Below are 25,454 nucleotides of genomic sequence, written 5' to 3'. Positions count from 1 at the left end.
TATGTAGAGGCTGGGACACTTTAGTCTCAGCCTTTATGTATAATTACCAAAGTTTTTCATTCTTTTTATGAAAATGAAGCTCCAGTAAGGCTAGCAACTATTTTTCAAAAAAGAATATAACTATACGTCTGATTATTAAGTAAACAAAGGAATGATAAAATGAATGAATTAGAATTTGTAATAAAACATAGAAGACACTTACATCAACACCCTGAATTGAGTTTGCATGAATTTGAAACAACACAATATATCATCAATTTCTTAGAAGAGTTAGGTGTTTCATATGAACGACCACTTGAAACAGGCGCAATCGCTTATTTAAAAGGAAATAGTGATCATACTATTGCTTTTAGAGCCGATATTGATGCCTTACCTATTTTTGAAGAGAATGAAGTCGATTATCGTAGTCAAACAGATAATATTATGCATGCTTGTGGACATGATGGTCACACAGCTGCATTAATGTTATTTGTAAAACGTTGTAAAACAATGGCTGATAATGGTGAGTTACCTCATAATGTCGTGTTTATCTTCCAACCTGCTGAAGAAACAGGTGGTGGCGCAAATCGTCTAATTAAAGCGGGCGCATTTAATAATTACCCTATTGAAGCGATATTTGGAATTCATGTAAACCCATTTGCTGACGAAGGACAAGTGGTGATTCGTGATAATGAAATTACAGCAAGCGCCACAGAATATCGTTTCTTTTTAAAAGGATTATCAAGTCACGTAGCTGATAAAGAACAAGGGCATTCATGTGGTGAAGCCCTATTACACGTATTAAATCAAGTAGGACAAATTCAACAGTATCATTTAAATGGTTTGAAACGTAACATTGTTCATATGGGCCATTTTGAAGCTGGTGAAGCAATTAATACAGTTCCAAGTAATGGTTATTTAGAAGGAACAGTACGCACATACGACGCCAATGACTTAAATGTGGTTAAAACACAAATGCAAAAAATTGCAGAAAGCGTACAGTTACTATTCAACGTAGAATGTGAAGTGAAATTTGAAGAAGGTTATCCTGCGACAATGAATAGCCCTGAATTAAAAGTGAGTGTTGAACAAGCTATTCGTAACGCAAATTTAGAAGTGATAGAGAAACCTTTACCATTCTTATTTGGTGAAGACTTTAGTTTCTATGGACAACAACTGGCCCCTGCTTACTTTGCATTTGTAGGTACTCGCAATGAAGGTAAAGGTTATGTCACAGGTTTACATACTTCTCACTTGAACTTTGATGAAAAAGTATTAATAGATGTGGCGAACTATTATGAGCAATTATTAATGCATTATGGAGAGGAGTAACTGAAATTGACAGCAATATGGTCGGTTAATTCAGAAGCGTTTTATCAAAATGCTGTTAAAGTAAAAAAGAATAATTCTATTATGGCAGTAGTAAAAAATAATGCTTATCATTATGGATTGGAATTTGCGGTGAAACAATTTACAAAAGCAGGTATTACTACTTTTAGTACGACTTCTTTAAAAGAAGCTGTAAGAATCCGTAAATTAGTTCCAGAAGCTACAATATTCTTGATGAATGCAGTATATGACTTTGAAACTGTGAGAGATAATCAAATTCAAATGACATTACCTTCTTTAGAATACTACTATAAATATAAAGAGGATTTACATGAAATTAAAGTTCATGTAGAGTTTGAAAATTTATTACATCGATCAGGGTTTAAAACATTAGCAGAAATTAAAGAAGTATTAACAGATGATTATAATAATTCTAATCCACGCAAAATGGTAATTTCTGGATTATGGACACACTTTGGATATGCTGATGAATTTGATGTTCCAGAGTATAGTCTAGAACGCAAAGCTTGGTTAAATGTAGTCAACACACTATTAGACGAGGGTTACCAGTTTGATATGATACATGCTCAAAATAGTGCTAGTTATTATCGTGAAGATCAAAAGTTGCTTCCATTCCATACACATGCACGTGTAGGGATTGCTTTATATGGATCTCGTCCATACAGTAAATTAGATGAAGAAAGCATTCAGCAGTCGCTTACTGTTAAAGGGAATGTTATACAAATTCGAGAAGTAAATGAAGGTGATTATTGTGGCTATAGCTTTGCATATGAAGCTACACGTGACAAAACACGATTAGCAGTTGTAGATGTAGGCTATGGCGACGGTATTCTTAAATCACGTGCGAAACATGAAGCGCTTATTAATGGCAAACGTTACCCTATTCGAGCTTTAATGATGAGTCATATGTTTGTAGAAGTTGATGATGAAGTGCATGCACAAGATGAAGTGATATTATATAATAACGATATACGCATTGATGAATACACATTCAAAGGTGTGGGCGCTAACTCTGAACAACTTAGTGCGATGAATCATGATTCTCTCATAAAGGAGTATAGATAAAAATGTCAGTTAAATATAATGAATATGGTGAATTAACAATGGCAGGTACAAGTTTAAAAACACTTGCTCAAAGTTTTGGTACACCTACTATTGTTTATGATGAAGATGAAATCCGCAATCAAATGCGTAGATATCACTCAGCTTTTCAAAAAAGCGGTTTAAAATATAATATTTCATATGCTTCAAAAGCGTTTACTTGTATTCAAATGGTCAAATTAGTACAAGAAGAAGACTTACAATTAGATGTCGTTTCTGAAGGTGAATTGTATACAGCATTAGAAGCTAAATTTGACCCAAGCAAGATTCACTTCCATGGAAATAACAAAACAAAACGTGAAATTCAATACGCTCTAGAAAGTGGCGTTGGTTACTTTGTCATTGATTCACTTGAAGAAATTGATTTAATCGACAGATATGCAAGCGATACTGTAAATGTAGTATTACGTGTTAATCCTGGTGTTGAAGCGCATACACATGAGTTTATTCAAACTGGTCAGGAAGATAGCAAATTTGGTTTATCAATTCGCCATGGCTTAGCGATTGAAGCGGTTAATAAAGTACGTGACTCTAAACGTTTACATTTAAAAGGAATTCACTTCCATATTGGTTCTCAAATCGAAGGAACTGAAGCGATGATTGAAACTGCTAAGATCGTGCTTAATTGGCTTTCTGAAAATGATATTAAAGTTGAATTACTTAACTTAGGCGGAGGTTTCGGTATCAAATACGTTGAAGGAGACGTAAGTTTCCCTATTGAAGAAGGTATCGCAGAAATTACAGATGCAATCAAAGCTGAAACTGAACGTTTACATTATGAAGTACCTGAAATTGGTATTGAGCCAGGTCGTTCTATCGTTGGAGAAGCTGGAATTACTTTATATGAAGTTGGTACAATTAAAGAAATTCCTGAAGTAAATAAATATGTTTCAATTGATGGCGGTATGAGCGATCATATTAGAACTGCATTATATGGTGCTAAATATCAAGCATTATTAGTTAATCGTCATGAAGATGCTAATGAAACAGTAACAATTGCTGGTAAATTATGTGAATCAGGCGACATCATTATTCGTGATGCGAAACTCCCTTCTTCTGTTCAACGTGGTGATTATCTAGCGATTCTTTCTACAGGTGCATACCATTATTCAATGGCTTCTAATTACAATCAAATGCAGAAACCACCTGTGTTCTTCTTAAAAGATGGAAAAGCACGCGAAGTCATTAAACGTCAATCATTACGTCAATTAATTATTAATGATACTAAATAATCTTTTATAATTAGTGAATTTTGTATAAAAAAATTTAGCCATATTCTAATCCTTTCAAACTGGGACAGAATATGGCTTTTATATATACTAAAATTGGACAATAAAAAAACACCCTACATCTTGGTAAGGTGTTACTAAAGTCAATATTTTACAATCTATTTATTATAGTTTAACAACGTTTGCAGCTTGAGGACCGCGGTCGCCTTCAACTACTTCAAATTCAACTGATTGACCTTCTTCTAATGATTTATAACCATCTTGGTTAATTGCTGAAAAGTGTACGAATACGTCGTTTTCACCTTCAACTTCGATAAAACCAAAACCTTTTTCAGCGTTAAACCATTTAACTGTACCTTGTTTCATAATTCTGAAACCTCCAAGACTAAATTCTTTCAATATGCATTATTCGCATATTACAAAAAATACATGTGACAATTATGTATGAATAACAAAACGCTATAAATAACTCTTACAGATATTCTTTGCAATATGGAATAAAACCATTGCTTAATAGCTATTATATGTTAGTTCGTATTAAATTGCAATACAAATATAGAAAATTATCTTTTAATTAAATTTTGGTAGATTACAATAAACTTCATTATTATTTAAAACAATAAAACTATAAAATATTTGTAAATCTTCATCGCAATCTTCACAAAAATTTAAATCACAATTATTATAAAATGCATGAATATTATATTTACCAATTACATGGTTATCATAATATTGTTTGCTTTCATTAATTAATTTTTTATAATTTCTCAACATTTCTTCATAACTATTAAAATGGTGTTGCTCCACTATTTTATCTGTCCAGTCGCTAAATAACCACCATCCCTCGTAGTCAGCTCTGATCTTTGCAACTGTCCACATTGTAAATTCCCCTCTCAAATTAAAACTATAAAGTTATTTTAACGCGAATATGAATGAATTCAAGTTTAACGTCTCATACTTTTGGCGGACCTTTATCGTAAGTGATAGTAATTATTAGTTTTTTAACGTTAAAGTTCGTATAATAGTAATAAGAGGTGATATTATGCAACATAAGCATTTACAAGTTTTTGGAACAGTTCAAGGTGTAGGATTTCGTTATTATACACAAAAAATAGCGCAGAAATATAACATCGTAGGAACAGTTCAAAACGTGGAAGACTATGTTGAAATTTATGCTCTAGGAAAAGAAGCGGATTTAGAACAATTTATAAATGCCGTTATTGATGGCGCATCACCAGCTTCTTCAGTTGATAATTATACTATTGAAGAGGCTAATAACGATAAACAATATTCAGAATTTCAATCGATTTAAAATATAAAGGAAGATGCCATTTGAGATATAATATTTCTCGATTCATAGGCGTTTTAGTAGGAATTCCAGTAGCTATTATTTCATGGGCGGTAAGTATATTTGGATTTGATCTTTCATTTATACTAGACGCTCTAATAGGTATTGGGATGTTTTTTGTATCTTACTTCCCTACTCAACGCTTAACGTCAAAAAAATATTTAACTGAAATAGGCTTATCACGTAGAGATTATCGCTTTGTTAGAAATCAGTTAAATCAATCGCAAGATAAAATTAGAAATATATTAAGATCTTATGTTAATGTGCGATCTCTTAAAGATTTTCGTCAAATCAATGATATTTATCGTATTTCGAAATCAATTCATGTTGCCGTTAAACAAAGACCGGGTTTGTTTTTCAAAGTTGAAAGTTTCTTCTATTCTCATATTGATAATGCGTTAAATTTAATTGAGTCATATACGCGTTTATCGAAAATGCCTAAGAAATCAGCAGCAGAGAAACAAAAATTGGAACAAACTCGCATTACATTAGACGAAGTAAAACGCACATTGATTGCAGATTTAAAACGTTTAAATGAAGACGATTATGAGCGATTAGATGTTGAAATGGAACTTAATCGTCTTGAACAAAATCGTCATAAAGATAATTAATTTAAAGAATGGAGCGAAGATATAAATGACGAAAGAAGAACAATTTATTAACTCACATCCATTAGATGATTATATAGACCAACAACAACTAAACACAAACACTACTAACAACCCTAATATTTCTCAGAATACGATTGCTGAAGATTTTGAGCGTCAATTTAATAAGAATGAACTTAAAAAAATTGATTCTATTAGCCAACAAATTAAACCATTAGATAACGATGGTTTATTAGCATTTGGTTCTCATCTACAACAAAATATGTCTCAATTCTCACATCGAATGTTAGATGAAGTTCAAGCCAAAGAAATTGGGCCTGTGGGCGATGCATTGAATCAATTAATGTCTAAACTCAAAACTGTAAATCCAGATGATTTAAATCCGGAGAAACAATCTAAACTTAAACGACTGTTTAAAAGAACTAAAGCTTCAGTTAATGAAATTTTCTCAAGAATGCAGTCAGTAAGTTCACAAATTGACCGTATTACTATTCAATTGGATAAGCATAAGAATAATTTATCAAAAGACATTCAATTGTTAGACGGTTTATATGAACAAAATAAGACGTATTTCGATGATGTTTCATTATATATTGCTGCAGCTAAACGTAAAAAACAGGAAATTCTTACTAATGACATTCCTAAATTACAACAACATGCTGAACAAACAGGCAATCAAATGGACATTCAAGCCGTGGCAGATATGGAACAATTTGTTGATCGTCTAGATAAACGTATTTATGATTTACAATTATCAAGACAAATTGCTATTCAAACTGCCCCACAAATTCGAATGATTCAAAACGTGAACCAAGCATTGGCTGAGAAAATTCAAAGTTCAATTCTTACAAGTATTCCACTATGGAAAAATCAAATGGCAATTGCCCTTACGCTAATGAGACAACGAAATGCAGTGAGTGCGCAACGTGCCGTTACAGATACAACGAACGATTTATTAACTCAAAATGCAGCTATGTTAAAACAAAACGCTATTGAAACTGCTACTGAAAATGAACGTGGTATTGTAGATATAGAAACGCTTAAAACAACGCAAAGTGATATTATTGAAACAATTGAACAGACTCTTCAAATTCAGCAAAATGGACGTCAAAAACGACAAGAAGCTGAACGTGAACTTAGTGGCCTAGAAAATGAACTTAAACAACATTTATTAACAATGAGAAAAGAATAAAAAATCAATTTCTTAAAAAACGAGCGCATCACCCTATCATGAGTGATGCGCTCGTTTATATTATTTGTCGTTTTGATATTTAATATAGTCTTGTTTGACAAATGTAGATATGATGTAGCTTATAATAGTAGCAATAATTGCAATGGGTAACCATTCTAAGGCTACTTGTTTTAAAGGTAATCCGTCTATAAATGCAATTTTTACCCAACCATTTGAAGAAATGGTACTTAGTATAGAAACACAACTTACTACGATAATAGGTATTTGTTGAGCAATTGGTTTTGTTGGAATAAATTGTGCAAGTAAAATTAATAAGATAACGGTTATTGCGATTGGATATATAATACTTAGCACAGGAACCGACATTGAGATAACAGAATTCAAACCAAGATTTGCTAACACAAAACTTATAAGAGTAAATATAACGGCATATATTTTATATGAAATTTTTGGATACAAACTATGGAAATATTGGCTTACAGAGACAATCAAACCACAAGCGGTAGTTAGACAAGCCAATGCTACGATGATACCTAATAAATATTTTCCAAAAACACCGAAACCTTGAGTTGCCATATTGGTTAATAAGTATGCACCGATATTTTGATTTTTAGCAGCTAGGCTATCAAGCGTGTGATGATTAATCACCATATGGTTACCTATAAAACCTAAAGAAACATAAATAAATATCAATGCTACGGCAGCAATAAGACCGGCCATAACTGTTTGTTTAAAAATACTATTTCTATGACTTACTCCAGTTGACTTAATAGCATTCACTACAATCATTGAAAAAGCGATTGAAGCGATAGCGTCCATAGTTAAATAGCCTTCTGTAAATCCTTTAGTAAAGCTACCTAACGTAGATGTATATACTTCTGCATTTCCATTTGAATGACTATTGCCTCCAAAATCTACAAAACCTTTAATAATCATTGCTAGAATGGTAATTAACAACAATGGTGTAAGCAATGAACCAATTCGATCTACTATCTTATTAGGATTAATACATAAATATAAGACAATTAAAAAGTAAATGAGAGTAAATATGAATAAAGCAATATTACTATTCGTGTGTGCAATTGGCGTCACTGTCATTTCAAATGCTGTTGAACCAGTACGTGGTATCGCGAAAAGAGGCCCAATAGTTAAATAAATGATAATTAAAAAGATCATAGAAAATTTAGGCGAAATCTTACTTAATGAACCTATGTAACCTCGATTATCAAAGGCTCCTACAATCACGCCTAGTAAAGGCAAACCTATGCCTGTTAAGCAGAAAGGAATCATAGCCCACCAAAAATATTGGCCACTGTCCTGCCCTAATTTAGGAGGAAAAATGAGATTACCAGCACCAAAAAACATGGCAAATAGCATAAACCCCATTATCCAGGTATTTCTGTTCATAGAATTGCTCCTTTTTATGTGTATATGTGCAATAGTTAACATTCTATCATAAAAAGGATTTGCAAGTCTATGTAAATTCAGAAAATTTAAAAACATTAATTATATTTTCTAGTTATTAATTTTAATTTTTAAAAAGATTTAAGTAATAATTTTTTGAGTAATGGAGATAAATGAGCCGGGAGATTCTCTACGCCTTCTACAAACAACGCATATTGACCATAAATATTATGAATAGTTTGTTCAATGTCTTCTGTAATCGTATCTTGGCTTAAAAATACATTGAAGACTTCTATACCATATTTACGTGCCATTTCAACAGCTTCATACGTATCTAAAATACCATCTTGAGCATAATTAAATGCAGAAGGTTCACCATCTGAAAAGACGATTAAAAATCGTTGGTTATGACTTCGTCTTAATAATCGCTCACTAGCGATACGTATGGCTACCCCATCACGATTATCATCTTGAGGGTGTAATGACATAATGCGGGGACCACTTTTTTCCATCGTTGAATAATCATAATGAACAATTTCATCAATGATGTTAGGTTGTTTGTTATCATCTGAATCAAATGCATCTTCATTAAATGCAAGTATTTCATGTTTAACGTTCAATGATTTTAATGTTTCATGGAATAAGATAACACCTTTGATTGTTTCATCCATTTTATCGAACATACTTGCAGATACATCAATTAATAAAGTGAATGTAGCATCAAAAGTCTTACTTAAATCTTGTTTTTTATAAAATAATTTATATTGGTCATCAATAAACCAATTTATTAAATCACGTTGTAAACGACCTTTAGTTAGATTGTGTCGTTCATCTACATGCTCACGATCAATAGTTTTCTTAATAATTTGAATTAAATCTTTTGTTTCTAATTGAACGTCATTTTTCACATTTTGATAATTTAAAAGATACTCTGGTTCAATATCAGGTACATTCCATTTAATTTCAACGTTTTCATTAATACCTTTAAGTGCAAATGAAGGATTCTGACCAATCGTTCCACCTTCATCATTATTTAGCGTATTATCTGAGCCATGTCCCTTTTTAGTCATCATATCTGTCATATCATCGGTTGAATCGCCTTCACGTGCTGTATCATTGTCACTTAAAACGTCACTATTTTCTCCTTCATGCAATTCCATCTCTAAATATGCGCCACCCTCGGATTTACTATCTTGAGCTTTGGTTTCTGCTTCAGCCGTTTCAGCATCCGTATCTTCACTTGTATTATCATGACCGTCCACGTTGCTTGCATCCGTACGTTTAATATCTTCAAAGGATAACTCATGTATCGCTTCATACACTCTTCTAGGAAGATAATAGTATTCATTTAACATGTCTTTATTTAATATATCGTCAATTTGGAACATAATACGTTGTGCCAAGTACATATTATCTTCAGAAGTTTCATTTTGGAAAAAGTTAGGCAAATACTGAAACATATGATTTAAAATATCATCAAGTTGTGGATCCATCATGGGAATATCAAAGAAATTTTGGCTTAAAAATGCACGTTCTAAATATAAAAATAATAAGTCTGTATAAACCGTCTTTGTTTTATAAAATGTAATTTGTGTTTCAGTATAAGATAAACGTGTTTGTAGACGTAAGTCGATAAGTTTAGCAGTACTTGGTCGTTCATTACGAATATAGTTGAAGACACGCATATCTTCTAACAAACGGAAGAGTTGATGATAAAATTTAGGATGTTCAAATTCATCTTCATGAAGAACTTCATTTACAATTTTTTCATCCATCATTTGATAGCCATATGCAGCCAACATTACATCTGTTTTTAAACCTGCATTTTCAACTTCAGCAGGACGATGAGACCAAAACCAGCTAGTGATAAGCGTATTATTAATCGGATCATAAAAAGGGAATTTTTGAATTTTAACCTGTGTTTGCTCGTTTTTTAGAAGTAAGCGCGCTAAGTCTTGTAACATCATGACTTGTTTAGCATCGAGTTGCTCATCATTAAATTTTATAAAACGATCACTCATATTAATCCCTCTCTAAAAGTTTAGTTCTATTGCGTTTTTAATCGCTTGTTGTTCACGTTCGTCTTCCAATTTGTCGATAATTGTGCGTTGAATGGCACGTTCAATAGGCATCACAGTAATTAAATCGCTTAAGTCGATAAGCGCACGAATACTAGCCGCCTCTTCTGAAATTTGGCCTTGTTTAGACATTGTACGTAAATCTTCATTGAATTTGATAATTTGTTCAATGATTTTATCGTCTTGTAAATTACTTTGTTGTTTAATCACTTCTTTTAAAATGTCGCCATCAATGTAATCTACTTGAATGACTACAAAACGGTTCTTAAGCGCTTCGTTCATCGGTAATGTACCAACATAACCTTCGTTAATCGCTGCAATAACATTGAAACCAGGTGCAGCTTTAATTACTTCTCCAGTGAATGGATTAGTTAATTGACGACGATAATCTAATACACCATTTAGAATTGGTAATGTTTCAGGTTTAGCCATGTTAATCTCATCAATATATAAGATATGACCTTCACGCATTGCTTTGATAACTGGTCCATCAATAAACACAATTTCTTGGCGCCCTTCATCGTTTGTTTTTATTGTTTTGAAGCCTAATAAACTCTCGGCATCCAAATCGACAGAACAGTTCACTTGATGCATAGGTGTATTAACCGTTTCACTTAAAGTTTCAGCTAATTTCGTTTTACCAGAACCAGTTGGACCTTTTAATAAGATATTTTTGTTTAACTTAAATAATGCTTTGGCATCATTAAATACAGATTCATCAGAATTGATATATTGATTTTGTATCATAATAATTTAAACTCCTTTTTTCTTTGAAAATGAAAAAATAGACTAAGGAGCTTTTTTATAGCTCCTGAGTCTTTTATGGAACAATATGTTTAGAAATGATTTGCAGTCTTAAACTTCTTTAAAATAATCTTTATAATAACCGCCAACTAAACCGGAATTATCAATAATTTGATAATATTCTTCAGTTTCATTAATCACATCATATTGTTTGCCGATAGTTAACATATCAGAAACTGTGAATTTCTTAGCATCTGTATTTGTCACTTCGACTTTTTTAATTGGTGTACGCTCTTTCCATGTTTCATGTAACATAGCCATATATATTCCTCCAATAATTAACTATTGTAATTTATTATCTAAAGTATAAATGAATGAGATGCCACTATTTTCAGTAATACGGATTGATTTAGCATCACCTTGATTTAACATTTGATACGGGATTCCAATTTCATCAAGCTCTTTTTGAGCCTTTTCAAAATCCTCTGATGAGTTGGCACTAAATTCAACTTGTTCAACGATACCTTCTTCAACCATTTCTATTTCTTCCTTAGGTTGATATAAATGAAGTTCACCGCCTAAACCACCATCGCCGATTTTGAATACTTGAATAACTTGTTCTGGAAACTCAGTAGATTCATATTCTGCATAATGTACTAAACTAAATACATTTTTAAAGATGGAAGCTGTTACAGGCATTTCATTAACTTTAATAATGATTGGCCCTAAACCTTGTAATTGATGAAGTGGATTTACTGAACTTTCAAATGTTGGAGTGCCTAAGCCGATTCCAGTATTATGCTCATTTGAATAAATATCAAAAATTTGTTGGTTAGCATCTTTAAAATTAAAATGCTTATTACCGTTTAACTCTGTTATAGAACTATAGTCAATATCATTATCTTTTAAGATTTGTTGATATTCCTCTAGACCTACATCAGATGGAGTTCTTAATCCTACACTAGAAATGTGTTGGTTTTGATATGCTTCATTTGGAACTTCAACAAAATGTATACGTGTACCAGGACTTAAGTCTGCATCACCAAAACGTAAAGCTTGATTTTTAGATGCAACATTAAGACCTAAGATATCTTTAAATAATTTCTTTGTTTTAGAAAGATCACTTGTCCCTAGTGTGACACTTCTAAGTCCACTCATTGACTGACACCCCTATATTTATCTTTTCTCATTTATTATAACGTATTTTTCATGTGATTTATATGATGAACTATTGCAGAGTACTTTTTATATCATTTTAAAAAATACGAACATTGTTTATTTTTTAAATGCATTAAGTTCAATATATATATATTAGTTAGAAAGTTAAATTTATCGATACACTCCCTCCCCTGCCTTTTAAAATATAGGGAGGGGAGTTATATAAAACACAGTAAAGTATAGCTGTATATCTAATATAATATATACATAAAGTTCGTTTTTGAGTTTTTCGAAGATCTGTAAGGGCTTATTTTGAATTCTTATTTTATTGAAAATGTATATGTAACTACTAAGATATTTGATTTGCTGTAAACATGTAAACTATAAGCAACCACATTTTAGTGCTCTATCTTATCTTTTGAATGGCGTTAAACCATTATTTTCTCTTTGTTGTGTACCAATACATGCACGGATACTTTGACCCAATCTTCATCATGATCATTGATTGATAGAACTTGTGTCACATTAGTTGAAATGCTGATTTAAATAAACTCTTGTAACAATCTCTAACACTTTTCATATTTTTTAAACAAAAAAATACAACGACGATAAGACGTCGTTGTATCAATATTTACGAGGTTGTATTCCTTTGTGATTAGCTTTCTAATAAAAGATCTTCTGGGCTTTCAATAAGTTCTTTGATTGTTTTTAAGAATCCTACTGCTTCTTTACCGTCGATAATTCTATGATCATAACTTAATGCAATATACATCATTGGTCTGTTCTCAATAGTGTCTTTATCAATAGCTATTGGGCGTGTAATGATTGAGTGCATTCCTAAGATTGCAGCTTGGTTACCATTGATAATTGGTGTACTCATCATTGAACCAAAGACTCCACCATTTGTAATTGTGAATGAACCATTAACCATGTCATCAAGTCCAAGTTTTTTCTCACGTGCTTTCACTGCTAAGTCAGCGATTGCTCTTTCAAGTTCAGCGAAGTTTTTCTTATCGCAATCTCTTACGAATGGTACTAATAAACCATCGTCAGTAGAAACAGCTACACCGATATCATAATATTGTTTCGTAATCATATCGTCGCCATCAATTTCAGCATTTACTTCTGGGTATTTCTTCAATGCTGCTACAGCTGCTTTAGTGAAGAATGACATAAAGCCTAATTTCGTACCATCGTGATCTTTGATAAATTGTTCTTTTTTACGTTTACGAAGTTCCATAACATTTGTCATGTCTACTTCATTGAATGTAGTTAACATTGCAGTGTTATTAGATACTTCTAATAATTTTTTAGCAGCTGTTTTCTTTCTACGTGACATTTTTTCACGAATAACTGGTTTATTTGGTGTGCTAGATGATTGTTTAGTTTCTTGTGGTTTACTATCTTGTGAAGATTTTGTAGCTTGAGATTGACTTGCTTTTTGGCTATTGTCTACATCTTCTTTACGTACTACATCTTTGCCTTTACCTGAAACTGAACTTAAATCTACGCCATTTTCACGAGCATGACGACGTGCAGATGGTGTCGCATTAATGCGTTGGTTATAAGATGAAGATTGTTCTGATTCATTTGAGCTAGTTGAAGGTGCTTCTGTTTCTTTACCTTCGTTTTTCTCATCGTTTTTTTCTTTTTTACCTTCAGATGATTGTTCATTATCGCTACTAGAAGCGTTATTTCCACTACCTTCTCCAACTGTCGCAATTACTTGACCTACTTCTACTGTATCACCTTCAGAAGCGAGTTGTTCTTGTAGAACACCTTCTTCTTCAGACACCACTTCAACATTAACTTTATCAGTTTCTAATTCAAGAATGGCTTCGCCTTTTTCAACGCTATCACCCACGTTTTTTAACCATTCTGCAATAGTACCTTCTGTAATTGATTCTGCTAATTCTGGAACTTTTACCTCTGCCATATTATTTTCCCCCTAGTTATTTTGAGTGCTACTTTCAATAATTTTATTTTGAACAAGTTTATGAATTTCTCCATCACCTTCAGCTGGTGCTGCACGTTGAATTCTACCGTGATAACTTAAGTTATATTCATTGCCTGCAAGAGATTTTAAGTATGGGTATACAAATAACCACGCGCCTTGATTTTTAGGTTCTTCTTGAACCCAAGAAATAGTTTCAAGATTTGGTAATTCATTTAACACTTCTTTAATGTCCTCTTCAGGGAATGGATACAATCTTTCTACAGCGATCAGTAAGATAGATTCATCTGGATTTTTAGCTAAATTTTCTTTTAAATCAATGAACATCTTTCCTGAAGCTAAAATAACTTTAGTCACTTTATCTTTATTAGCTTCCTCCACAAGGATTGGTTTAAATCCACCAGATGTAAATTTATTAATTGGTTGAGCCACTGTTTTGTTTCTCAACAAGCTTTTTGGAGACATAATAATTAAAGGTCTCATAGCTTCTGTGCCTAAACTTTTAGCTTGTGCTCTTAATAAATGGAAGTAGTTACTTGAACTTGATAAATTAACCACTGTACTATTATTTTCAGCTGCTAATTGTAAGAATCTTTCAAGTCGTGCTGAAGAGTGTTCTGCCCCTTGACCTTCAAATGCATGAGGTAAGAATAGCGTTAGGCCTGTTCTTTCACCCCATTTAGCACGTCCAGAAGACATGAAATTATCGAATATCATTTGTGCCATATTAGAGAAGTCACCGTATTGTGCTTCCCAAATGTTCATGCTTTCTTTATTCTCAACATTGTAGCCATATTCGAAACCAACAACAGCTGCTTCAGATAATGGGCTATTGTGCACTTCAAAAGTAGCTTTTTGATCAGGTACATGATGTAGAGGTGTATGAATATCACCATTTTCTTCATCATGTAAAACAGCATGTCTATGACTAAATGTGCCACGTTCACTATCTTGACCAGTTAGACGAACAGAAATGCCATCTTGAACGATTGTTGCAAATGCAAGTTGTTCTGCTTGCGCCCAATCTACTAAACCACCATCTTTTTCGAATGGTTCTCTACGTTTTTCAAGAACTTTATTTAATTTTTTCAAAATATGGAAGCCTTCTGGATATGTTAGCATTGCGTCATTAATTTCTTTTAAATGATCGTAAGTGAAATCTTTATCATCACTTTGTAAAGGTTGTTGTAAAGATTCAGGTTTTTCCATATCAGGATTGTCCATTTTATCAGATTTATCAATTTTATCTTGCGCTGAGCGCATAGCTTTATGAACATTATCTATAATCTCATTCATTTGCTCTTTATCAATAACGCCTTCTTCTACTAGTTGTTTACCATAGATAATTTCAACAGATTCGTGTTTACGAATATTTTGATATGGCACAGGGTTTGTGATTGATGGTTCATCCATTTCGTTATGCCCGTAACGACGATAGCCTACTAAATCAATGACAAAGTCTTTATGGAATTCTTTTCTGAAATCCATTGCAATATCAATTGCTTCAATTGTAGCTTCAACATTATCAGCGTTAACGTGTAAGATAGGTACGTCATAGCCTTTAGCAATATCAGAAGAATAAGTTGTTGAACGGCCATCTACTGGTTCAGTTGTAAAACCAATACGGTTATTCGTAATAATATGGAGCGCTCCTCCTGTAGAATAGCCATCTAGATTACTTAAATTCATAGTTTCAAAATTGATACCTTGTCCTGGATAAGCTGCATCTCCATGAACTATGATAGGCATAGCTTTATGGAAATCAGTAGTTGGCCCACCACTATGATGTGTATCATCTTGAGCAGCACGTGTTTTACCAATTACAACTGGCGCCACAATTTCTAAGTGACTTGGGTTGTTAGCAAGTGAAATACGTTGTTCAATACCATAAGAAGAAGTCGTTTTAACCCCACCTAAATGATATTTAACGTCTCCTGTCCAACCAGAAGTTAATTCTAAGCTACCATCTTTAGGTAAAAATTTCATTGGATCAGTATGCATGAATTCTGAAATCATCATTTCATATGGTTTTTCTAATACATGTGTTAACACATTTAAACGACCTCGATGTGCCATACCGATTTGAATATTCTGAATTTCAACTTCTGCGGCTCGTTTTAACGTATGTTGTAACATCGGTACTAATGTATCTACACCTTCAATTGAGAAACGTTTTGCTCCTACAAAGTTTTTATGTAAATACTTTTCAAAACCTTCAACGCGTGCTAAAGTTTCGAATAATTTTTTCTTTTCATCCTTATTAATATTTGCTTTATAAGGAGTCTCAATTCGACGTTTCAACCATGTACGTTCTTTATTGTTGTTAATATGATTATATTCAAAAGCAATCGGCCCCTTATAACGCTGTTCCATGCGTTCGATTGCTTCATAAGCATTATCATAAATATCATTAAAGTGATCTGAAACAATTCCTGCAGAAATTTGTTCTAATGTTTCTTTATCTAAATTAAAATCTTCAATTCCTAATTTAGGAACACTAGTTCTTTTTGGAGCATTTACAGGGTAAATATCGGCCTTAAGGTGACCATATTGTCTAATATTATCGATTAAGCGCATGATACGTTTGATTGTAATATCATCCGCTGAAGAACCACTCCCTTTTGTGGTAGGTTTAGCCTCGATATTAGCTTCACCATTTTTAATTGTACTAAAAAGAACTTGTAAATCATCGGATACAGAAGAAGGGTCTTGTAGATAATCATCATATAAATCTAGCATAAGACCTAAATTTGCACCAAAGTTTACAGGAGCTTCTGTAACATCCTTGTTATCCTTTGCCATAGTATACCCTCCACAAAATAGTTAAACCGCTTACAGAATAATCATAGCATTATTTAACGCTTTGATAAAGCCTATTGACTGAATATTATGTAAAAGGAAACGGAATTAAATTATTTTTATATGAAATAATTTTTTGTAATAAAAATTTATATTATTGTGAGGCTTTTTTTCGAAAATTTCTTGATTATTATTATACTAAAGATCTTAAAATTGAACTAAAAAATAAATAAAAAGACTAGGAAAGAAACAGCTTAATACAGGCCTTATCTCATTCCTAGTCATAGTTATTTTTATCATATCAAAATATAGTTATTATGTTTTATTACTAGTTAAAAATAATTTTGAAAGTAGTATATTGATTAATTTCACTTTCAACTGTAATGGTGCCTCCATATTGTTGAACAATTTTCTCTGCTATGGAAAGACCTAAACCATTACCTCCTTGACTTCTTGCACGAGATTTATCCACACGATAAAAACGATCAAATATAAACTCCTGATCTTCTTTAGGGATACCCATGCCATGATCAGTTATCTCAATACTTGTTTGTTTATTGCGAAGTTGCGTTTTAATTACAATATGTTTGTTTTCTTTATCATATTTCATAGCATTGTCGATAAAGATTAAAAGTAATTGTTCAAATTGATGACGATTGATGTGTAATTTCAAAGGTTTATTTGCCAAATCAATCTTAAACTGATAGTCAGGATGTAATTTTTGCAATGATTTGACTCTTGATTGGATTTCTTCATTAATATTCACATCTTCACTTTCTAAAGCTTGAATATTTACTTTATCCTTAGTTAAAAGCAATAATTCTTCAACTAGTTTTGTAATACGATTCATTTCCTCTATTGAAATATTTAATGATTCCTCTAATACAGCAGGGTCTTTTTTACCCCAACGCTGAATTAAATTTAAATGTCCTTGTATAATTTGAAGTGGTGTTCTTAATTCATGAGATGCATCCTCTACAAATTGACGTTGTTGATTAAATGATTCTTCAATTTGAAACATCATATCATTAAACGTTTCAATTAAGTTATCGGTTTCTTCATAATTGGTATTAAGTTCTAATTTTTTTTGGAAACCATCACGGCGTATCTGATTCATTTTATTAGACATTCTTATTAAAGGTTTAGTTATTTGTCTTGAAAAGATATAACTTATTCCACCTGTTATAAAAGTTGCAAATAAGCCAAATGCTATTGCTACTAAATATAGAGACCGAACAATGTTATTATATCCTTCTAATGAATGAACTAATACGCTAAAACCTACAAAATTCCGACTTTGAATAGGTTCAGTTATAATGAGAAAGTGCTTGCCTTTATAATGCGCAACTTTCACATGTTCAATGTTTGTTAAATCAAATGTCGGTTTGAAATGCATGCTACTATCATTAGAAGTATGCATCATTTCATTACCTTCTTCATTGTATATCATTACTTCTTCAAAATTTTCTAAAGATGCACTTAAATCTAAAGTTGAAATATGATCAATTGATCGTGTTTGAATTAAATTGACGATTTCGCTAGAACTATGCTCAGCTTCATCAATTTCTCCTTCACGCAAAGTATCTTTAAGAAAGAAGATGATAATTAAACAAAATAAAAGGATAGTTGTAAACATAATAAGCGTAGTAATAATCATCCATTTATATTGTAAAGTACGTTTTTTAATCATCTAATCACATATCCTACACCACGAACGGTTTCAATTGTTTTTTCTTTATTAAAAGGTTTTAATTTATTTCTTAAATATCGTATATATACGTCTACTACATTCGTTTCTACTTCACTATCGTAGCCCCAAACATGATTTAAAATCTGTTCTCTTTGCAGTACATGATTGCGATTAGTAGCTAATACATACAATAAGTCATATTCTGTTTTTGTTAAATCAAGTTGTTCGCCATTAACGGTTACTTTAAAAGCATCTACATCAATTTTAATGCCATTAATGTCAATAATATCTTTTTGAGGTTGACGACGTAATACGGCACGAATTCTTGCAAATAACTCTTCGATTTCGAAAGGTTTAACAATATAATCATCAGCGCCATAATCCAATCCTGTGACCTTATCGTATGTATCACTTTTAGCTGTGATGATAATAATTGGTGTCGTTTGTTCTTGTCGCACACGACGACAAATTTCTAATCCATTAATATTTGGAAGCATTAAATCTAAAATAATTAAATCGTAACTATGATTCAATGCTTTATCCAAGCCGGCTTGTCCTTCATATTCAATATCAACATTGTAATTGTCATGTGTTAACTCTAATTCAAGAAATCGAGCTAAATTTTGCTCGTCCTCTACTATTAATATATCCGTCAATGATTGCACCTCTCTTGTCGAAAATTTGATTATACTAATTATAATAATTAATCTTCTATAATATAAACAACATTTTATCATAGTATTAAACAAAATAAGTATTCTAGTCAGTTCAAATATATTAATATGTGATAAATATTTGACGAACTTGCTAATTTTAAAAAATAAATTTAAAATTTCCATATTTCTAATTGACAATGATTATCATTAATGTATAATAATAGTTGAAAATGATTATCAATACCGACTAAGACAATTCCCCCCACATATATTTCGTTCTTACAGGATTGATCATTTTCGAGTTATTCCCCTTTTATATGCCCGTAAAAGACTAACGTTGAAGTTTTAAAAATAGCTTTAAACGTTTTAATTAAAGCAGTGAATCTAATGCCGAGATTCACTGCTTTCTTATTTTTATTTATCACTTATCTCATTTTCCTAAAAATAAAAGAGAAACAGGCTTCAATAATGAATACACTGCTTCTCTTATAAAAAAGATATTAATTTGTAGATGGATAAAGTTGTTTCTTCAATATTAAAGTTGATAAAACAATACAAAACGCTCCACCAATAATACCAGCTATAACATCTGTAGGGTAATGAACGCCTAAATATACTCTAGAAATTGATATTAATAAAATAAATAAAGCGCAAAGGCCGATGATGATTCCTTTATTCGAACCAGACATACTTCGATTAACGATAAACATTGCACTTCCAAAAAATGATGTTGAGCCCATGGCGTGTCCACTGGGAAAGCTAAAACCACTAATATCAATCAGACGTAATAATGTTGGACGTTCACGGTCAAAGATATTTTTTAACACAGGATTTAGAATGCCTGATAGTGCCATTACGATTGCGAAAAATAATGTTTCAATTTTATAACGTTTAAGCATTAAATAAGCTACAAACATAAGTGATAAACAAACCATCGCCCATACTTCTCCAATTTTGGTTGCACCTAATAAAATTGAAGTGGTAATAAAACTTTCTGATGAATATATAAATTCATATACTTCAGTATCAATCCATTTACCTAATCTTGATTCATGGAAAAAAGCGATAATTCCAAAGATTAGAGTGAAAACTATGAGTAATGTAATGCGCTTTGCACGATTCATCAAGTACGCCTCCTGTAATTATAAAGCGTCGTTCAAGATTTTATTAAATAAATCTTCGCGTGTATAACTTTCTTTGTATGTTTCCATTTGTTTAATAATAACATCTCTATGATTCTCAATATCTTTTAATTGTTCCAATAGTTTAACTTGAGTAAGTTGATCTTCAGGAATAGTTCTGCCATATCCTTTTGTTTCAAAGTTTTTAGCATTATCTATTTGATCTCCACGAGATTGATCTAATCCTAACGGAATTAATAGCATTGGAATACGCAGTGTTAGAAATTCATAAATTGCATTTGATCCAGCACGACTTACCACAGTGTCTGTAATAGCAAGTATGTCTGTAAGTTCTTCTTTCAGAAATTCATATTGTACATATCCCTTTTTATCAATAGAATGATCCATTAAACCATGTCCTGTAAGGTGGATAATTTGATAATCCTGAAGTAAGGCTTCTAAATTTTCATGAATCGTCTCATTTAACTTCTTACTACCTAAACTTCCTCCCATTACAAGTAGGACTTTTTTAGAATTATCCAAACCTGTAAATTGATAACCAGTTTGTTTATTACCTTCTTTTAGATCTGCACGGATTGTCGCGCCTACAAAATCAGCTTTATTTGTAGGAAGATAATTAACAGTATCTTCAAAAGTAGTATAGATTTTTTTAGCAAATTTTAATGCAATTTTATTTGCTAAACCAGGTGTTAAGTCTGATTCATGGATAATAGTAGGGATTTTTAATGAACGTGCGGCTATAACTACCGGCACTGAAACAAACCCACCTTTTGAAAATAACAAATCCGGCTTTTCTTTTTTTAATACTTTACGCGCATCAAAAATGCCTTTTAATACTTTGAATACATCTTTAGCATTTTCAAAAGATAAATATCTGCGTAATTTCCCACTAGATATTGGGTGATATTTAATTTCAGATAATTGAGATTCAATCATTTCACGTTCGATACCGTGTTTAGATCCAATGTAAAAAGCAGTGTGACCTTTTTCAATAGCAGTCGGAATGAGACTTAGATTTACGGACACATGTCCGACTGTGCCACCACCAGTAAATGCTATTTTAGTCATAGTTATTAACCTCTATTCTTATATGTTTTTATAGTATGCATAGAATGGTGCGCCTCTATCAAATGGATGATAGTCTATTTCTGCTTCGCCGACCTTTTCGAAGCCAAATTTATCAAATAAACCTTGTGCTGGTTTATTAAGCGCAAATGTATCTGTTAATAAAACATGAACGCCGTGCTCTTCAGCAAGTTGAACGGCGAAGTCAAATAGTTCAGTAGCTGCACCTTTATATTTTTTAGAACCAGCTAATCTATGGATGACATAAGCACCTTCTCTATCAACTGGCCATTCTAAATCATCATACCATTCTGACTGTTGTTGGTCGACCACAATAAAACCATAAATTGTATTCTCTTCTTCTAATACATAAAGTGTTTTTGTATCAATATCTTCCTCAAAATGTTCTGTAATAGGATATTTATCATCCCATTGATTGTTATCTTGTTCTCGCATTGTTTGTTTTGCTTCTTCAACTAATGTTTCAATTTGAGAAATATCTTCTTTTTTACCTAATCTAATTGTCATTTTCAAAAACACCTCTTTATTTTAGTTTTTCTAACAATTTATCTAATACAGTATCTTCTTTATTAGATTTTTCAACTAGTAACTGTGTGAATTTATCGTTCGTTTTAGCATCAAATTTACCATTAGTAGGTAAATGATTATCAGCTTGAAATGCTTTGAGCTCTGAAGATAAATTTGAATCGAATTGATTTGATTCATTATTTACTTTATAACCTAATGCATTTAACCCAATCTTAATTGATTTAATATTTTTATTATTATCTCCGACCGAATATGTTTTGTCGGTTGGGATAACACTAATAGATTGGTATTTAGGAGACGCTATTTTAACATCTGGCTCGATACCTTTACCATGGATATAATGGCCATCTGGCGTTAACCATTTCATTTGAGTATATTTTAATAGTGAGCCATCACTAAATTCACGAGTTGTTTGTACTATACCTTTTCCAAACGTTTTTGAACCATAAACTTTGGCTTTATGATGATCTTTCATAGCTCCTGTAAAGACTTCTGAAGCACTTGCTGAACCTTCATTCACTAGAATGCTTATTTTCATGTCTTTCGCTTCTTTTAAAGCATCATTTGACGTGGTAATTGCTTCTTTATCATTCCCTTTTTCCAGTTGAACAACTGTTTGACCTTTATCGATAAATATATTTGCCATTTTGACAGCTTCATCTAATAGACCACCAGGGTTATTACGTAAATCAAGTACAATACTATGAACGCCTTCTTTATGTGCTTTAATTACTGCTGCTTTTAATTCGCCAGCCGTGTTTTCTTGGAATTTATTAATGGTCATAATACCGATACCGTCTTTTTTCTTATATTCAACACTTTTGACATGAATCTTTTCTCGTTTAATATTAATATCTTTTTCTTGAGATCCTCGTTTGATAGTCAGTTTGACTGAGGTGCCTTCTTTACCTCTTACAATTTTTACTACTTCATCTAAAGGTTTACCTTCTATAGAATGTCCATTTATTTTAGTGACAACATCTTTTGGCTGAATTCCAGCTTTTTCAGCAGGCGAATCTTTTATAGGACTAGTAATTATAATTTCTTTGTCTTTTTTTTGCATTTCTGCTCCAATACCTACGAAATCACCTGAGACATCTTCATTAAAACTTTTAGTTTCTTCTTTAGTCATATATTCAGAATATGGGTCTTTCAATTCTTTGACCATACCACCGATAGCAGCTTCTGATAATTTGTTAGATTGTTGTTTTTTATAATAGTCATTACTTAACGTTTTATATGCATATTCAATTTTATTCATTTCTTTACGTTCGTCTTTAGTCAATCCACTCAATTTGTGACTAATACCAATAGTTGTAGCAACAGTTAACGCTGCTGTAAGAATGATAGCAAGCAGTAAGATAAGAATAAATTGCCAAATCTTTAAGTGTACTTTTTTAGGTGATGACACTTTTTGATTATCATTAGAGGGCAATTGTTCATCTTGCTTATCTATTTTATTATTCATTCAAACACTTCCTCTATTACTTCTTATGTATTTACTTTTTATTTTTAAAAAGATAATACTAGTATGTCTTTATTTAAAGTTAAACGCAAATCAGAAGATTTTTTAACCTTAAAAGTAAGAATGCGGGAGAGAAATTAATCTTTTAAAAAGATTTCCTCGTCCCGCACTAGTAAAAATGGTTAACTTCATAAGTTTATTGTATAGATTAACCATTCACGGTATTTAAAATTTCAACCATTCTGTATATTCTTCATATAAATCATCAAATACTGACATTGGTACTGTAATATCACTTTGCATCTCAATATAATCAGATAGTGTATTAAAGTCACTTTCATGTTTAGGAAAAGCTAAATCATGAAAGATTTCTTCTGCTAATTCGCCTTTACTATCTTTTCTTCCTCTGACAGTAAGTGCAAACTGATAAAAAGAATGATTTTTCATTAGCTCATAGTCACATCAATGACTTTTGTTTCACCTTTAACTACAGCTTGAACATCATCGATATGAATTGATTCAGTTTGATCTGAATTCGTAATGATAATTGGTGAGATAACATCTTTAGCATTTTGTCTAATATATTCTAAATCAAATTTTAATAGTGGATCGCCAATTTTGACTGTATCGCCACTATTCACTAAAATTTCAAAGCCTTGACCATCAAGTTGGACAGTATCTAAACCGATGTGAACTAAAAGTTCAAGACCATTGTCAGCTTTTAAACCAATGGCATGTTTCGTTGGAAAGACATTATCAACTTTCCCTTCGATTGGTGATACTACTTCGCCTTCAGAAGGATTAATACCAAAACCTTCACCCATCATTTTTTGTGCGAATACAGGATCTGGAATATCTTCGATTTTTACATATTCACCTGTAAGTGGTGCATAAATTTGAGTTTCTTTATTAACTTCTTTACCTTTACCAAATAATTTTTTAAACATATTCTTTCACTCCTATTTTTCAAAATGTGGAATTAAATCGCCGTATCCAAGTTCTTCTAACTTCTCATATGGTATAAATTGAATAGCAGCCGAATTAATACAATAACGTAAACCGCCACTTTCTCTTGGACCATCATTAAAAACATGGCCTAAATGACTATTTGCTTCTTCTGATCTGACTTCAGTTCTGACCATACCGAATGTTTTATCCACGAGTTCAATAATCTCATCGTCATCAAGCGCTTTTGAGAAACTTGGCCATCCACAATTAGATTCAAATTTTTCTTCAGATGTAAATAAAGGCTTACCTGAAATTTTATCAACATAAATCCCTTTATCAAAATGATTCCAATATTCATTTTGGAATGGAGGTTCAGTGCCATTTTCTTGCGTAACTAAGTACTCCATTTCATTTAATTCACTTTTATTTTTTTTAATCATTTTTTGACCCCCAATGTGATTCAATAAAAGCTTTTCGACCTGATCCACGTTGGTATTGTTCATAGTGCATAGGATTTTTCTTATAATAATCTTGATGATAGTCTTCTGCAGGATAAAAATTCTTATAAGGAAGCACAGGCGTAATGACAGGTTTTTTAAATATGCCTTGTTCATTTAACTGTTGAATTTTCAATTCAGCAGCCTGCTTTTGTGTTTCATCATGATAAAAAATAGCAGGTTCATAGCTTTCGCCTCTATCAAAGAACTGTCCACTGTTATCAGTAGGATCAAATGATTTAAAATAAACATCTAAAATATTCTCATAAGACGTAATTTCAGGATTGTAAGTGATTTGAACAGCTTCTCTATGTCCTGTTTTATTTGTACACACTTGTTCATACGTGGGGTTTTCTACGTCGCCACCACTATAGCCTGAAACTACACTTTCAATACCTGGATACGAAGTGAATGGTTTAACCATGCACCAGAAGCATCCTCCAGCAAAAGTTGCATATGCCATTTGATTACCTCCTTTGTTATTATTTAAATTTACGA

25 protein-coding genes and 1 pseudogene are annotated in these 25,454 nt (G+C 32.0%); 6 read left to right on the top strand and 20 right to left on the bottom strand.

Annotation, left to right across the window (positions count from 1 at the left end; all coding sequences use genetic code 11):
* Positions 1–159 precede the first annotated feature (159 nt).
* Genes MT340_RS07335 through lysA form a run of 3 tightly spaced genes read left to right on the top strand, consistent with a single transcriptional unit; the run spans position 160 to position 3,662 of the window.
* Complete coding sequence (locus MT340_RS07335) at positions 160–1,311, top strand: M20 metallopeptidase family protein (protein WP_243589387.1); 1,152 nt, start codon at positions 160–162, stop codon at positions 1,309–1,311.
* A 6-nt stretch (positions 1,312–1,317) separates the two neighbouring features.
* Entirely contained in the window at positions 1,318–2,394 is a 1,077-nt protein-coding gene (locus MT340_RS07330; RefSeq protein ID WP_243589386.1) for an alanine racemase, read from the top strand.
* A gap of 2 nt (positions 2,395–2,396) precedes the next feature.
* The gene (lysA, locus tag MT340_RS07325; RefSeq protein ID WP_243589385.1) at positions 2,397–3,662 is read left to right on the top strand and encodes a diaminopimelate decarboxylase; all 1,266 of its coding nucleotides are present in this window, start codon (positions 2,397–2,399) and stop codon (positions 3,660–3,662) included.
* 162 nt (positions 3,663–3,824) lie between these two features.
* Here lysA and cspA read toward each other — a convergent pair whose 3' ends face one another.
* Together cspA and msaA are read right to left on the bottom strand one after the other, a co-directional pair.
* Positions 3,825–4,025, bottom strand: coding sequence for a cold shock protein CspA (gene cspA, locus MT340_RS07320; RefSeq protein ID WP_002433901.1), 201 nt, complete (start codon positions 4,023–4,025; stop codon positions 3,825–3,827).
* Positions 4,026–4,229: 204 nt separating this feature from the next.
* Positions 4,230–4,538 (bottom strand): regulatory protein MsaA, encoded by a 309-nt coding sequence (gene msaA / locus MT340_RS07315; protein WP_243589384.1) that lies wholly within the window; start codon positions 4,536–4,538, stop codon positions 4,230–4,232.
* 163 nt (positions 4,539–4,701) lie between these two features.
* Between msaA and MT340_RS07310 the strand changes: the two genes are divergently transcribed.
* The 3 genes from MT340_RS07310 to MT340_RS07300 are packed head-to-tail and all read left to right on the top strand — an operon-like array spanning position 4,702 to position 6,807.
* The gene (locus tag MT340_RS07310) at positions 4,702–4,971 is read left to right on the top strand and encodes an acylphosphatase (protein ID WP_243589383.1); all 270 of its coding nucleotides are present in this window, start codon (positions 4,702–4,704) and stop codon (positions 4,969–4,971) included.
* A gap of 20 nt (positions 4,972–4,991) precedes the next feature.
* The gene (locus MT340_RS07305; protein ID WP_103298391.1) at positions 4,992–5,618 is read left to right on the top strand and encodes a 5-bromo-4-chloroindolyl phosphate hydrolysis family protein; all 627 of its coding nucleotides are present in this window, start codon (positions 4,992–4,994) and stop codon (positions 5,616–5,618) included.
* Positions 5,619–5,643: 25 nt separating this feature from the next.
* Positions 5,644–6,807, top strand: coding sequence for a toxic anion resistance protein (locus tag MT340_RS07300; protein WP_243603717.1), 1,164 nt, complete (start codon positions 5,644–5,646; stop codon positions 6,805–6,807).
* 60 nt (positions 6,808–6,867) lie between these two features.
* On the opposite strand, the gene brnQ3 is transcribed toward MT340_RS07300, so the two are convergent.
* The 18 genes and pseudogenes from brnQ3 to msrA form a co-directional block, all read right to left on the bottom strand.
* Positions 6,868–8,214: a branched-chain amino acid-like transporter carrier protein BrnQ3 gene (gene brnQ3, locus MT340_RS07295; RefSeq protein WP_243589381.1), complete on the bottom strand. Its 1,347-nt coding sequence runs from the start codon at positions 8,212–8,214 to the stop codon at positions 6,868–6,870.
* Positions 8,215–8,342: 128 nt separating this feature from the next.
* A complete protein-coding gene (locus MT340_RS07290) occupies positions 8,343–10,232 on the bottom strand; it encodes a vWA domain-containing protein (RefSeq protein ID WP_243589380.1) in 1,890 nt (629 codons plus the stop codon).
* 12 nt (positions 10,233–10,244) lie between these two features.
* Positions 10,245–11,036, bottom strand: a complete 792-nt coding sequence (locus tag MT340_RS07285; RefSeq protein WP_243589379.1) for an ATP-binding protein — start codon at positions 11,034–11,036, stop codon at positions 10,245–10,247.
* 108 nt (positions 11,037–11,144) lie between these two features.
* Positions 11,145–11,348, bottom strand: coding sequence for a DUF6501 family protein (locus MT340_RS07280; RefSeq protein WP_242239179.1), 204 nt, complete (start codon positions 11,346–11,348; stop codon positions 11,145–11,147).
* Positions 11,349–11,375: 27 nt separating this feature from the next.
* The gene (locus tag MT340_RS07275; protein WP_243589378.1) at positions 11,376–12,191 is read right to left on the bottom strand and encodes a VOC family protein; all 816 of its coding nucleotides are present in this window, start codon (positions 12,189–12,191) and stop codon (positions 11,376–11,378) included.
* Between the two features lie 655 nt (positions 12,192–12,846).
* Positions 12,847–14,127: a dihydrolipoyllysine-residue succinyltransferase gene (sucB, locus tag MT340_RS07270; protein WP_243589377.1), complete on the bottom strand. Its 1,281-nt coding sequence runs from the start codon at positions 14,125–14,127 to the stop codon at positions 12,847–12,849.
* 12 nt (positions 14,128–14,139) lie between these two features.
* Complete coding sequence (locus MT340_RS07265) at positions 14,140–16,947, bottom strand: 2-oxoglutarate dehydrogenase E1 component (RefSeq protein ID WP_243589376.1); 2,808 nt, start codon at positions 16,945–16,947, stop codon at positions 14,140–14,142.
* 325 nt (positions 16,948–17,272) lie between these two features.
* Entirely contained in the window at positions 17,273–18,634 is a 1,362-nt protein-coding gene (locus MT340_RS07260; protein WP_243603716.1) for a HAMP domain-containing sensor histidine kinase, read from the bottom strand.
* A complete protein-coding gene (locus tag MT340_RS07255; RefSeq protein ID WP_243589374.1) occupies positions 18,631–19,290 on the bottom strand; it encodes a response regulator transcription factor in 660 nt (219 codons plus the stop codon). Before MT340_RS07255 ends, MT340_RS07260 begins: the two co-directional genes overlap by 4 nt.
* Before the next feature lie 173 nt (positions 19,291–19,463).
* Positions 19,464–19,585, bottom strand: a pseudogene (locus MT340_RS12860) (hypothetical protein); the annotation flags it as partial.
* A 205-nt stretch (positions 19,586–19,790) separates the two neighbouring features.
* Complete coding sequence (locus MT340_RS07250) at positions 19,791–20,414, bottom strand: phosphatase PAP2 family protein (RefSeq protein WP_243589373.1); 624 nt, start codon at positions 20,412–20,414, stop codon at positions 19,791–19,793.
* Between the two features lie 18 nt (positions 20,415–20,432).
* Entirely contained in the window at positions 20,433–21,500 is a 1,068-nt protein-coding gene (locus tag MT340_RS07245; protein WP_243589372.1) for an undecaprenyldiphospho-muramoylpentapeptide beta-N-acetylglucosaminyltransferase, read from the bottom strand.
* 18 nt (positions 21,501–21,518) lie between these two features.
* Positions 21,519–22,025 carry a GNAT family N-acetyltransferase gene (locus MT340_RS07240; RefSeq protein ID WP_243589371.1) on the bottom strand — a complete coding sequence of 169 codons (507 nt, stop codon included), beginning with the start codon at positions 22,023–22,025 and terminating at the stop codon, positions 21,519–21,521.
* 16 nt (positions 22,026–22,041) lie between these two features.
* Positions 22,042–23,514: a S41 family peptidase gene (locus MT340_RS07235; protein WP_243603715.1), complete on the bottom strand. Its 1,473-nt coding sequence runs from the start codon at positions 23,512–23,514 to the stop codon at positions 22,042–22,044.
* A 222-nt stretch (positions 23,515–23,736) separates the two neighbouring features.
* Positions 23,737–23,958, bottom strand: a complete 222-nt coding sequence (locus tag MT340_RS07230; RefSeq protein ID WP_243603714.1) for a YozE family protein — start codon at positions 23,956–23,958, stop codon at positions 23,737–23,739.
* Positions 23,958–24,458, bottom strand: coding sequence for a PTS sugar transporter subunit IIA (locus MT340_RS07225; protein ID WP_243603713.1), 501 nt, complete (start codon positions 24,456–24,458; stop codon positions 23,958–23,960). Before MT340_RS07225 ends, MT340_RS07230 begins: the two co-directional genes overlap by 1 nt.
* Positions 24,459–24,470: 12 nt before the next feature.
* The gene (gene msrB, locus MT340_RS07220) at positions 24,471–24,899 is read right to left on the bottom strand and encodes a peptide-methionine (R)-S-oxide reductase MsrB (RefSeq protein ID WP_243589367.1); all 429 of its coding nucleotides are present in this window, start codon (positions 24,897–24,899) and stop codon (positions 24,471–24,473) included.
* Positions 24,892–25,419 (bottom strand): peptide-methionine (S)-S-oxide reductase MsrA, encoded by a 528-nt coding sequence (msrA, locus tag MT340_RS07215; protein ID WP_243589366.1) that lies wholly within the window; start codon positions 25,417–25,419, stop codon positions 24,892–24,894. The genes msrB and msrA overlap by 8 nt, the downstream gene beginning before the upstream one ends.
* Positions 25,420–25,454 lie beyond the last annotated feature (35 nt).

It is taken from the genome of Staphylococcus sp. NRL 16/872 (genome assembly GCF_022815905.2).
In the GTDB taxonomy this organism is placed as follows: Bacteria; Bacillota; Bacilli; order Staphylococcales; family Staphylococcaceae; genus Staphylococcus.
This window is presented reverse-complemented; position numbering and strand designations above follow the sequence as displayed.

Bases quoted from the DNA above. Each gene is read 5' to 3' on its own strand.
- MT340_RS07335 (WP_243589387.1), top strand. From the start codon at position 160: ATGAATGAATTAGAATTTGTAATAAAACATAGAAGACACTTACATCAA.
- lysA (WP_243589385.1), top strand. From the start codon at position 2,397: ATGTCAGTTAAATATAATGAATATGGTGAATTAACAATGGCAGGTACA.
- cspA (WP_002433901.1), bottom strand. From the start codon at position 4,025: ATGAAACAAGGTACAGTTAAATGGTTTAACGCTGAAAAAGGTTTTGGT.
- msaA (WP_243589384.1), bottom strand. From the start codon at position 4,538: ATGTGGACAGTTGCAAAGATCAGAGCTGACTACGAGGGATGGTGGTTA.
- MT340_RS07310 (WP_243589383.1), top strand. From the start codon at position 4,702: ATGCAACATAAGCATTTACAAGTTTTTGGAACAGTTCAAGGTGTAGGA.
- MT340_RS07300 (WP_243603717.1), top strand. From the start codon at position 5,644: ATGACGAAAGAAGAACAATTTATTAACTCACATCCATTAGATGATTAT.
- brnQ3 (WP_243589381.1), bottom strand. From the start codon at position 8,214: ATGAACAGAAATACCTGGATAATGGGGTTTATGCTATTTGCCATGTTT.
- MT340_RS07290 (WP_243589380.1), bottom strand. From the start codon at position 10,232: ATGAGTGATCGTTTTATAAAATTTAATGATGAGCAACTCGATGCTAAA.
- MT340_RS07285 (WP_243589379.1), bottom strand. From the start codon at position 11,036: ATGATACAAAATCAATATATCAATTCTGATGAATCTGTATTTAATGAT.
- MT340_RS07280 (WP_242239179.1), bottom strand. From the start codon at position 11,348: ATGTTACATGAAACATGGAAAGAGCGTACACCAATTAAAAAAGTCGAA.
- MT340_RS07275 (WP_243589378.1), bottom strand. From the start codon at position 12,191: ATGAGTGGACTTAGAAGTGTCACACTAGGGACAAGTGATCTTTCTAAA.
- sucB (WP_243589377.1), bottom strand. From the start codon at position 14,127: ATGGCAGAGGTAAAAGTTCCAGAATTAGCAGAATCAATTACAGAAGGT.
- MT340_RS07265 (WP_243589376.1), bottom strand. From the start codon at position 16,947: ATGGCAAAGGATAACAAGGATGTTACAGAAGCTCCTGTAAACTTTGGT.
- MT340_RS07260 (WP_243603716.1), bottom strand. From the start codon at position 18,634: ATGATTAAAAAACGTACTTTACAATATAAATGGATGATTATTACTACG.
- MT340_RS07250 (WP_243589373.1), bottom strand. From the start codon at position 20,414: ATGAATCGTGCAAAGCGCATTACATTACTCATAGTTTTCACTCTAATC.
- MT340_RS07245 (WP_243589372.1), bottom strand. From the start codon at position 21,500: ATGACTAAAATAGCATTTACTGGTGGTGGCACAGTCGGACATGTGTCC.
- MT340_RS07240 (WP_243589371.1), bottom strand. From the start codon at position 22,025: ATGACAATTAGATTAGGTAAAAAAGAAGATATTTCTCAAATTGAAACA.
- MT340_RS07235 (WP_243603715.1), bottom strand. From the start codon at position 23,514: ATGAATAATAAAATAGATAAGCAAGATGAACAATTGCCCTCTAATGAT.
- MT340_RS07230 (WP_243603714.1), bottom strand. From the start codon at position 23,958: ATGAAAAATCATTCTTTTTATCAGTTTGCACTTACTGTCAGAGGAAGA.
- MT340_RS07225 (WP_243603713.1), bottom strand. From the start codon at position 24,458: ATGTTTAAAAAATTATTTGGTAAAGGTAAAGAAGTTAATAAAGAAACT.
- msrB (WP_243589367.1), bottom strand. From the start codon at position 24,899: ATGATTAAAAAAAATAAAAGTGAATTAAATGAAATGGAGTACTTAGTT.
- msrA (WP_243589366.1), bottom strand. From the start codon at position 25,419: ATGGCATATGCAACTTTTGCTGGAGGATGCTTCTGGTGCATGGTTAAA.